Source organism: Sphingorhabdus sp. (assembly GCF_029865925.1).
Taxonomy (GTDB): Bacteria; Pseudomonadota; Alphaproteobacteria; order Sphingomonadales; family Sphingomonadaceae; genus Sphingorhabdus_B.
On record NZ_JARXAI010000102.1, the window covers coordinates 1 to 10569 of the forward strand.

General features: G+C 56.1%; 10 protein-coding genes. 6 read left to right on the forward strand and 4 right to left on the reverse strand.

Translation table 11 applies throughout. From position 1 onward, the window contains the following. The 4 genes from QE270_RS10580 to QE270_RS10595 form a co-directional block, all read left to right on the forward strand. Positions 1-632 (forward strand): TrbG/VirB9 family P-type conjugative transfer protein (locus tag QE270_RS10580; protein ID WP_300039192.1); only part of this gene is annotated, 632 nt, incomplete at its 5' end. Then, on the forward strand, positions 629-1741 hold the full coding sequence (gene virB10, locus QE270_RS10585) for a type IV secretion system protein VirB10 (RefSeq protein ID WP_300039195.1): 1113 nt from the start codon (positions 629-631) through the stop codon (positions 1739-1741). The genes QE270_RS10580 and virB10, both read left to right, overlap by 4 nt. Beyond that, positions 1738-2736 (forward strand): P-type DNA transfer ATPase VirB11, encoded by a 999-nt coding sequence (gene virB11, locus QE270_RS10590; RefSeq protein WP_300039198.1) that lies wholly within the window; start codon positions 1738-1740, stop codon positions 2734-2736. Before virB10 ends, virB11 begins: the two co-directional genes overlap by 4 nt. Positions 2737-2955: 219 nt before the next feature. Continuing rightward, on the forward strand, positions 2956-3588 hold the full coding sequence (locus QE270_RS10595) for a heme-binding protein (protein ID WP_300039201.1): 633 nt from the start codon (positions 2956-2958) through the stop codon (positions 3586-3588). 196 nt (positions 3589-3784) lie between these two features. Here QE270_RS10595 and QE270_RS10600 read toward each other — a convergent pair whose 3' ends face one another. Genes QE270_RS10600 through QE270_RS10615 form a run of 4 tightly spaced genes read right to left on the reverse strand, consistent with a single transcriptional unit; the run spans position 3785 to position 7859 of the window. Then, positions 3785-4957, reverse strand: coding sequence for a fumarylacetoacetate hydrolase family protein (locus tag QE270_RS10600; protein ID WP_300039206.1), 1173 nt, complete (start codon positions 4955-4957; stop codon positions 3785-3787). Positions 4958-4966: 9 nt separating this feature from the next. Next, positions 4967-5830 carry a hypothetical protein gene (locus QE270_RS10605; RefSeq protein ID WP_300039209.1) on the reverse strand — a complete coding sequence of 288 codons (864 nt, stop codon included), beginning with the start codon at positions 5828-5830 and terminating at the stop codon, positions 4967-4969. Further along, the gene (locus QE270_RS10610; protein WP_300039212.1) at positions 5830-7170 is read right to left on the reverse strand and encodes an FAD-binding oxidoreductase; all 1341 of its coding nucleotides are present in this window, start codon (positions 7168-7170) and stop codon (positions 5830-5832) included. Before QE270_RS10610 ends, QE270_RS10605 begins: the two co-directional genes overlap by 1 nt. Continuing rightward, positions 7167-7859, reverse strand: a complete 693-nt coding sequence (locus QE270_RS10615) for a TetR/AcrR family transcriptional regulator (protein WP_300039215.1) — start codon at positions 7857-7859, stop codon at positions 7167-7169. The genes QE270_RS10610 and QE270_RS10615 overlap by 4 nt, the downstream gene beginning before the upstream one ends. 204 nt (positions 7860-8063) lie before the next feature. On the opposite strand from QE270_RS10615, the gene QE270_RS10620 reads away from it, so the two are divergent. Both QE270_RS10620 and QE270_RS10625 read left to right on the forward strand, forming a co-directional pair. Beyond that, positions 8064-9068: a glutathione S-transferase N-terminal domain-containing protein gene (locus tag QE270_RS10620; RefSeq protein WP_300039218.1), complete on the forward strand. Its 1005-nt coding sequence runs from the start codon at positions 8064-8066 to the stop codon at positions 9066-9068. Further along, a partial coding sequence (locus tag QE270_RS10625) for an arylsulfatase (RefSeq protein WP_300039220.1) occupies positions 9068-10569 on the forward strand: 1502 nt, incomplete at its 3' end. The genes QE270_RS10620 and QE270_RS10625, both read left to right, overlap by 1 nt.

Below are 10569 nucleotides of genomic sequence, written 5' to 3' on the forward strand. Positions count from 1 at the left end.
AACAGATTGAAACCGTTGGTATTGGCGACTCATCGGGTTGGCAGGTAACCCCGAATGGCGCAGGAACGGTCATGTTCCTGAAACCTGTGGGCTTGCCGCCTGCGACCAATCTGTCGATCATCACAAACCTACGCCGTTACAATCTAGAGCTGGTCGCAAAAACAGGGCTGCGTGTCCCGCAAAGCCAGATCACTTATGCTGTTCGTTTCCGCTATCCACCCAAAGTCATAGCAGCCGATGCTATGGCAACGCCGCCATTTTTGATTTCGACCCCGCCTGAATTGTGGAACCGCGCCTATAGCTATGACGGGGCCAAGGCCAACGTCCCTGAACAGGTATTTGATGATGGCAAAGCGACCTATTTCCGCTTTGCCGCTGGATCGGCGGCTCCGGCGATTTTCAGCATTACCCCCGATACCGGCGAGAGCATCGTAAACTTTGCTGTGCGCGGGCCTTACACTGTCGTGGAACAAATCGCGCCGCAATTTGTGCTGCGTCATGGCAAAGAAGTCACCATCATCTTTAACGACGCTTATGCCGTGCCGACACCCGGCGCAGATGCCCCCAAGCCACGCGCGACGAAGAAGAAATGTGGAATATTCGGCTGTAAATCCATGGAGGTAAAGCCGTGAGCATATTCAAATCGGGCAATACAGACCCGCGCAGCGCTATAGATTCAGATACGCTTGAAGAGGCCAACCAAAAGATTTTGTCGCCGGTGGCTATGCAAAATGGCCTATCGCCGGGAATGAAATTGGGGGTGCTGGGCATTGGCTTGCTTGCCATATTAACCTTTACCAGCTTGGCCAGTAGCCGGAATGACGCAACCCAAATTGCGGCAAAGGCTAACGCCATCACAACAACTGCGGTTGTTCCGCCCGGCGGTCTTGTGCCGCAAGCAATGTTGCGTCCGGGACCACCAGAATTGCCGCCGCCAGTCCTAGTCCCGCCACCCTTGAATAAACCGGGCGGCGCAGCATTGGGCATCGTTGGACCTGTAGCGGTTGGACCGAACCGCTTTCAATCCCCAGGCATCGTCGTGGATGCAACAAAAGGTGGCGTCGCCTTAGTGCCGCCCACGCCGGGTCTCGGAGGTCCAAAAAACGACGAACTGAGTGCAGAAGACAGATTTTCCGACCGCGTTGCAGCCGGTGAAAACGCACCTGCCCGTGCGGTACGTATCGCCAATAGCAGCTATACCGTGCCGCAGGGCGCGATTATCGCAGGCGTTCTTGAAACCGCGATTAACTCCGACTTGCCCGGCTATGTTCGTGCCGTTGTCAGCCGCGATGTTATGGGCTTTGACGGTCGGCGCGTGCTCATCCCAAGCGGTAGCCGCTTGATTGGCCAATATCGATCAGGGCTCGCTGCGGGACAATCGCGCGCATTTATAGTCTGGACACGGCTCACACGTCCAGACGGCGTTACGGTAGCGCTTGGCTCACCTGTCACCGACCCGCTTGGCCGCGCAGGGCTTGGTGGAAAAGTCGATAGCCATTTCCTTAAGCGTTTCGGATCAGCGATAGTGTTGTCAGTTGTGCAATCCGGCCTTGGGCTTTTGCAGCAGGGGAGCAATGATGTCATCGTCCGTACGGCCGATGATGCCAAAAGCGTTGCAGGAATTGCCTTGCAGCGGGACATCAATATCCCGCCTACGGTAAAGGTTGCCCAAGGGACAGCCATTCGCATCTTTATCGCCCGCGACCTCGACTTTTCGGGCACTGACGGCGACGGCCAATGAACGATATACCGCCTATCACTGGCGGTGCCGGAAATGTGTATCTCAACAGCTATCTAGCTCCATTCAGCGATTGGCTGGCTTGCGATGACGTGACCGAGATATTGGTGAACCGTCCCCATGAAATATGGATCGAGCGGCTTGGGATAGCACAGATGGAGCGTCACCACGCACCACAGGTTGATAGCCAGTTGCTGGAACGGCTTGCCAATCAGATCGCACGCATCAACCACCAAGGGGTCAGCCGCGAAAGTCCATTGCTTGCCGCCATATTGCCGGGTGGTGCCCGCGTTCAGATGGTGTTGCCGCCTGCAACCCGCGGGGAAGTTGCGCTCGCGATCCGCAAACACCGGTTGCAAGACATGACCCTAGAAAGCTATTTTGAACAAAGTGCGCTTCCGTCAATGCGCAATGTAGCTGACGATAGCTCTGTGCTTGCGTCGCTCTTGCAAGAACAAGATTATCTAAGCTTTTTCCGTGCGGCTGTTGCGGCGCGCAAAACAATCCTTATTTCCGGCGGAACGTCATCCGGCAAGACAACATTGCTGAACGCTTTGTTGAAGGAGATACCGAAACACGAACGCCTCATCGCAATCGAAGATACCCCGGAAATTCGTCTCGGGAGTGATAATGCGCTTGGGTTGGTGGCCGTGGCAGGTGACCAAGGCGAAGCAAAAGTGACTGTCGATGACCTGATGCGCGCATCGCTTCGCATGCGGCCAGACCGATTGATTGTGGGCGAATTACGCGGCAGCGAAACAGTAACGTTCTTGCGAGCCATCAACACAGGCCATCCCGGTTCCATCAGTACCGTTCACGCCAATTCACCCCAAGGCGCATTGGAACAAATTGCCTTCATGTGCATGCAGGCCGGACTGGGTCTTGGCCGCCAAGAGACACGTGATTACGCGCGGTCGATGATTGATGTGATTATCCAGCTGGATCGCAAAAGTGGTCAACGTGCGATAAGCTGTGTCGAATTGACGAAGGCTGCATGACGCTAAACTGAGCCGCACCGGCAATGCCGTGTGCCATTTATTTTTATGTATTTTTGCAATGAAAAATGGCCGTTTAACCGTTGAGATAGTTTAGCCAACGGTGAACATTGGAATTTCATCCTTACCTAATCAAATGCGTCGGAAATCCTGCGTTTGTTGAAGTTTGCTCTCGCTCAAGCTTAGTGTTACCCCCAATATCGTTCTTGAAAGGCCGACATAATGCGCAAAAGATGGATTTTTCTTGCTGTTACAGGACTTGCCGGTTTGGGAACGATCACGTGGAGTGCGGTGGCAAGTAATGTCGAGACACCGGATTATACGGTGTCCAACAAAAGCGGCAATCTCGAGATCCGTGAATATGGTCCGACAATTGTGGCGGAGGCAACGGTGGAAGGGGAGCGTGACCAAGCTATCCAAGGTGGTTTCCGTATTATTGCGGATTATATCTTTGGCAACAATCTATCGTCTACAAAAGTCGCGATGACTGCGCCGGTAATCCAACAGTCGAGCGAAAAAATTGCCATGACCGCGCCGGTTATTCAGCAAGCCAAAGGCACATCTTGGAATGTGCGTTTTGTAATGCCTTCAAAATACACGATTGAAACGCTTCCTAAGCCGGTTAACCCCCAAGTCGCATTGATTGAAGTGCCGGCGACGCGTTTTGCCGTGATCCGCTTCTCAGGCTTCGCTGGCCAGGGGTCGCTCGACAAGCAAGAAACACTGTTACGCGCATTCATGGCCGAACGCAGCTTGGTTGCTGCCAATCTGCCCCAGTACGCATATTATAATGCGCCCTGGACGCTTCCGTTCATGCGCAGAAATGAAATCATGATCGAGATTAACGGTAGATAAGACCTAAACTCCAATTAGAAATCCTTCGAGATTGCGCCAGACAAGGGATTCGCTAACCTGCAATGCCGCGGATAGTTTTTGGACTATCCAAATTTCGCAAAGTCGTTCGAATCTTGGCTATCTTGGTGATGATGTCGACGACGCCATCGCACGTGCCGAGCGCAAGCACGCATGGCGTGTCCAATGAAAGCCGGCTCTATTCGACGCGGTTCTCAAGCGTACCCAGTTGATCAGCGCGGATAGTCACGACATCGCCTGATTTCAGATAGCCGCCAGAGGCGCGATCATCAGTGATTGTCCGCTCAACGATTGCCTTGATTATGCTAACTCGGCCGAAATGCGTTAACCAGTCATACGCGCCGCGCACGAAAGTAGCAGGACCCGGACCTTGGAAAACCGTCCCGGCCGGCGTCCCTGCAAGGACCAAACTACGATCTGGTAAGATACCGTCATTGTTGATCGGCAATTGCACGCGCCCTTCACGCCAAATCCAGCTAACACCCCGCCGCTTGGCCGTTTCGAGGAGCAAGCGGTCAAAGTCCCAAATCCAATTCGTCACGCGCACCCGCTGCCTTTGTTCGCCGTTGACCGACAAGTGCAGTTCCAATGGCTCCACAAAGGACTTAATGTTTCGTGGCACGACGAAGAGGTCGCCTACCGGAAGAAATCCGGCGCCGCTCTTACCATCTGTAAAACCCTTACCCGAGGCAACGTCGTTTATGTCGGCCCCACGCAATAGCGCCGCGCGATCGGTAACATCGTTACACAGGATCAGGCCACCTTTGGCGCTAGCTTTGGCCGACAATGGCTTGAGTGTTACCAAACAAAGCTCAACTTCATAATCTAACAAGCCGCTGCTTGCCGGGATCGCGGCGCGTGAAGATGTTGGCTGGGCGACCTTGGCGAATATGAATGGGCCATCTTTAACCTTGGCTTCATCGGCATGCTCGGGATAGTTTGTGGCGGCCGCGGCGTGTAAGGAACGCAAATCGACTGGCACGGCAAGGGTTTCTACATCGCGGTTGACGCTGGTTCTTGCCCCGGCAACGAAAGCAGCGATGGCGTTATACCCAAGACGGTTATAGACAGCGATCGCATCCTCACCGGGCTGCAGCAGGGGTGCCAAGTCAACACCGGTTACGACCCCGTTTTGATAGCGGGTGACTACAATTGTCTGTTCTTTAGCACCTTCACCATAACGCGCAAAAGTGAGCGCCTGATCCGAGGGCGCGATGGCAATTGTCGCGCGCAGCGGTGTTGACGGGGCCGGGCGCGGCGGCACCCGAACCGCTTGTGGTCGAAATCCGACGAAAGCCGCTACCGCTGCAGTCAATATTAGCGCGATAGCGGTTACAGTGATGATGCGCATGTCTTTACCTTAACTGGCCATTCTTGTGTTGCTGGTGCCTGCTGGACCGTTATCGGCAAATTCAGCGTGCAAGGCAGGCAGAAACGCTGCCAGATGCGGCATTTCCTGCCCGCAGTGGACCAGCAGGGCGCGCGCATCGCTCTCTGTAAGCCGCAGCACGCGCTTGGCAACGGCGGCAGCCAAGCTGCCGACGAAGTTGCGTCCGCCGACATGGGCACCGCCCATCCAGAAGCGCGACCGCATTTCACTGCCGCCTGGGACCGCGCGGACATGGTGGGCCAAATAGCCAATATCGATGGGCGCATCCCCAAGACCAAGGCGCGCACAAACGATTGTCGCCTGTTGGTCATCATCCAGCCTCGGGTCGGTAAAACCAAAACTGGCCGGCGGCACGAAGCTGATCGCGCCGCGTATCAGATCGCTACCGATATATTCGTCGACGATTGACGTCTGCCCAACATAGAGCGCGCGGCCGCTGGTGCCGGCAGGCGGCGTTTCGCGCCAACCAACATGGACATGCGCTTGCGGATGCCACAACTTGTACTTGGCGGGCGCATCGCCGTGCCAACCGAACCACCAATCCACCATTGCCGGTGTGACGCCTGGCATGTCGGTGCGTACACTCACACGCATGCCGCCGTCTTGCGTGAGCACCCAGCCGTCTTCGAGCACCGCTGTATCGCCAAAAAGATTCTCTGCTGCACCGTCGATCCCAGGTAGAAGATCAATCGGAACGCCACCCCGGTCCAGCGCGGCGCACACATGCGAAGCCAATGGGGCAAGCTCAGGGTTGAAGAAGCGGGCATAAGGCATGGCGCGATCTGCCTCGCGATAGCCCAAATAGCGTCCGGAAATTGGCTTACTGCTTTTCATTATACACGCCCCATATATGGATTAAATCTGCCTTCGGGATCAAATTTGGCGCGCAGGGCGTCCAGCCTTTTCAGATTGGCAGGCGCCATGAACGGCATTGGCCTGCGCCCCAGATTTTCATCAGCAAGCTGAATGCCCACACTGTGCGCTTGCAAGGCGCGCATATGGTCGGTTGCCCAGCTTTCATCGGCGGGTGTCGATGCCTTGCCGCGCAGCCCGCCATAGAGCGCGAGATAGGTGCGCGCCTCAAGCGAAAATGCCATGTCTGGGCGTTCCGCCGGTCCGTTCCAGTTGAGCCAAAGCGCATGACTGGGTGAAGCCGGTTGCGTATCGGCGATGTGCCGCAAGGCCGGCAGCAATGGATCAATCGGCATGTTCATCCACATGCTGTCTGCCGTCCAGCGGGTATTGGGCAAAAACAGGGTCCTTTCGCCTCCCTTCATCATCATGTCCAGCGAGACCGGCAACAATGGCAGCGTAAAGCTGGCAAGCTTGCGGATAGGGCTTTTGTCTATGAAGTCCACCGCGGCGCGTGCCTCGCGCCAGCTACTGGCCAGCACGGGCGCCAGAACCTGTATGCCGTGCGCAAATATCCCCATGGCCTTGCGATCGAAGACGAGTTGGAATTCGACAAACGGCGCCACATCTGGCCCTGCCCTATCCGCCCACGCCATCACGGCTTCGAGGTGGCGGATCCGAAATACTTGGGCCTTCATACCAACGAATTTGGGGCGCGGTTGAAGCCTCAGGTGAAAGCCGACCACAATACCGAAAAAGCCTGGTCCAGCGCCGCGCGCGGCCCAGAGCAGCTCGGCGTTTTCCGTTTCACTGGCATGGACCAATGTGCCATCGGCAAGAACGACATCGATGCCAATGACGCTCTGGCACGCCACCCCGCAAGCCCTGCTGTTCCAACCAAAGCCGCCCTGCAGCAGGAAGCCACCCATACCGACGGTGTAGGCATGTGCCACAGGGAAGAAAAGTTTGTGCTTCACAAGGGCAGCATTAAGTTCACCGGCGAGGCAGCCTGGGCCGATCACTGCCGTGCCCTGCGCCGCGTCGATCGCAATGCTGTTAAGCCGTGAAAGATCAACAAGCATCCCGCCATCACGAATATGGTTCTGCGCCCAGCTGTGCCCGCCCGAACAGATGCCGATTGTCAGGCCTTCGTCACGTGCGCGCTTCACCGCGCCGATAACCTCGTCCACATCATTGGCTTGCACAATCTGATCAGGACGGCGGCCGGGGTCTTGCGCATTGAAGCTGGTGCCAAGCAGCGCCGCGACAAAATCGGGCGTGCCCTTGTCGATGACAACGCCTCGGCCTGCTGTGCGCTTCATTGCTCGACCCCTGTTTGTCGTTGCAGAACTGGTGGCAGAGCCAGCCAGCGCATTGGCAATTCGAGTGTGGGCGGAAAGTCAAAGGCCGCATGCGCCAAACGCTCCGCTTCAGCTCCATCCAAGCCCAAATATGTCAGAAGCTGGGCGGTTGCAGAGTCAATTTTAGCAGAACACAAGACGCCCCGATGCAGATCAAGTGCTAGCCCTGTGATTGCCCCCGCGACTATCGCGGTAGCAAGATCTACGTCAGCTACCGTGAAGAGACCAGCCGTGACACCCTCTTCAATATCCATCTTCAACCGCAACCGTAACTCGGCCGCCAACCGGTCACTCGGCAAGCCAATGTCAAACATCAAACGGCCAAACCCTTGCTGCTCCGTCACAATCCGCAACGTCTGACGCGTAATTCGTGTGAAGCGCACGGCCGGGTTGTCATGATCATCGCCGGTCATCGCCATCGCCGCAGCATGGGTAGCACCGAGCAATTCGCCCAGATCACCGATCAGCGCAGCCACATCCGGATAATAATTATAAAAGCTCGCATGCACCATTCCGGCATGGGTGGTAATCTGACGCAGGCCGAGCGCTGCCGCGCCTTCGCTCATCAATAGCGATTGTGCGGACACAAGCAGCTGGTCGCGGGTTCGCTCTCGCTTGCTCCCTAACAGGCTATCAATTTTGATTTTCATATAACTAACATATTATCAAATATGACATTATGTCAAATTATAAAATGCACTTGACGATGTCGTAGGTCATGGCAACGATAGCGACAGAAACGGCGGGCTTGCTCGCCCAGATCAACAGGCTTCCTAGCCAATATATTGGCATTGATAATGTCAATATAGTCCATTACAAACTGACGTTGGCAATGCCGGAAGGAACCACCCACAATGTACACACTCAACGGAGCACTGGGTTCACCCTATTCTATGAAGATGCGGGCGCTTTTGCGTTATCGCCGTATCCCGCATTTGTGGGTGCACGGCACGGACACGCGTGACGCGCTGAGCAAGGTAAAAGCACCTGTTATTCCTGTAATGGAATATCCCGATGGAACATTCCACAATGATTCGACCCCGCTCATTTATGATCTGGAGGCGCGGCATACCGAACGATCAGTTATCCCGCCCGATCCGGCGCGCGCCTTTATCGCGCATCTGATTGAGGATTTTGCTGACGAATGGGTGACAAAGGCAATGTTCGGGTATCGCTGGCTGGAGGAGGTAGACCAGATCCAGATGAGCCGCTGGCTCGCGTTTGACGCGATGAAGGGTGGCGGGCTGGCAGCAAGCCAGGGTTATGCCGAACAGTTCCGCGCGCGGCAGGTCGGCCGCATGGCGATTGTCGGTTGCGCGGCTGAAAACTTCCCGTTGATTGAAGCCTCAACGCGCGCTTTGCTGGGTGCGCTTGAGGTGCATGTGGTGGATCATCACTGCCTGTTTGGTTCTCGGCCGAGCATTGCGGAGTTTGGGATGTATGGCCAATTGTCGCAGCTGGGTGTTGACCCCACTGCGCAGGCGATGATGCGCAAAGACTTTCCCTATAGTTTCCGCTGGCTGCTCCATATTGACGATATGTCGGGAATCGACGGGCAGTGGGATACGGAGATCGCAGGCGCCGATGTGCCCTTTGCGCCGATCATCGCCGCTTGGCTGAAACAGGTCGGCGACATCTACATACCCTTCCTTCTCGCCAACGCCGCCGCGATTGAGGAAGGCGAAGATAGCTTCCACATATTCGCGATGGGTCTGCCCTACACGCAAGGCGTGTTCAAATATCAGGTGAAGTGCTTGGCCGATTTGCGCGCGCGTTATGCTGCGCTGGATGCGACCGCACGTGGGCGTATTGACCCGCTGCTCGCGCAGACGGGCTGCCTCGACGCGTTGCTAAACTAATGAACCTTAAGGGACCGGCAACCCTATTGACGGCGCTGGCGTTGCTGAGTCCATCAACGCTTGGCGCGCAAGCGGCGCAGTCGAAGCGTCCCAATATCGTCATTCTCCTTGCCGATGATTGGGGCTTTAGCGATGTAGGGGCCTTCGGTGGTGAAATTGCGACACCCAATATCGACGCGCTTGCCGCAAAGGGTGTACGTTTTTCAAACTTCCATGTGGCAGGATCCTGCTCGCCAACGCGGGCAATGCTGCAAACCGGCGTGATTAATCACCGCGCTGGCCTTGGCAATATGCCAGAGACAATTCCACCCGAACATTTGGGCAAGCCTGGTTATGAAACGCACCTCAACAACCGTGTGGTGACCATTGCTGAACAGCTGCGCGCTGTAGGCTACCGCACCTATCTGTCCGGAAAATGGCATCTGGGCCACACGCCCAATACCTTGCCAACGGCGCGCGGCTATGACCACGCGCTTGCGCTCGCGCAATCCGGCGCAGACAATTTTAAAGATAAACCCAACCTGCTGATTTACGACAAGACCGAATGGACCGAGGATGGAAAGCCCGCAAAACTGCCAAAGCGCTTCTACTCCTCAACGCTAATTGTCGACAAGATGATCGGCTATATCGACCGCGGCAAGGCTAGCGGAAAACCGTTTCTGGCATCCGTCAACTTCATCGCAAACCATATTCCGGTGCAGGCGCGAGACGCTGACATCGCGGCTTATGCCGGGCGCTACAATGCGGGTTGGACTGTGCTGCGCAACGAACGCCGCGCCGCTGCGATCGCCAAAGGCGTGATGCCGGCAGGCGTTCCGACGGTGACCATGAACACCAGTGGTGATTGGTCAAAATTGTCGGCACAGCAGCAACGGCAGCGTGCGGGTGCGATGGCCGCTTATGCTGGCATGGGCACGGCGATGGACCGTGAAATCGGCAGGTTGATCGCGCATCTAAAGGCCATCGGTGCATATGATAATACCATCTTCGTGTTTCTGTCTGACAATGGCGCAGAAGCAACAGATCCAATGAATATGGGCGCATTTACGCGCTGGAACGCCAATCAAGAATATGATCAAAGCATCGCCCAACAAGGGCGCCCGGGTTCGCTGACCGCGCAAGGTGCCGGTTTTGCCAGCGCATCGGTCTCACCACTGCGTGGGTACAAGTTTACTGCGAGCGAAGGTGGCTTGCGTGTTCCGATGATTATGGCTTGGCCAGGCAACCCTGCGGTCAAGGGTGGCAGCGTTGCAGCCGGTTTTGCTCATGTAACCGATATGCCGCTGACTTTGCTGATGCTCGCTGGAGTGGCGCCGCAGCAAGGCAGTTTTTCAGGGCGCCGTGTCGAGCCCATGATTGGGGCGGACCTGACACCCATGCTCACAGGGGCTGCGTCGTCCGTCCATTCGCCAGACAAGCCGTTGGGATATGAATTGTCTGGCAATGCGGTGTTGTTCAAAGGTGATTACAAGCTCGTTAAGAACCTGCCGCCTTACGGAGA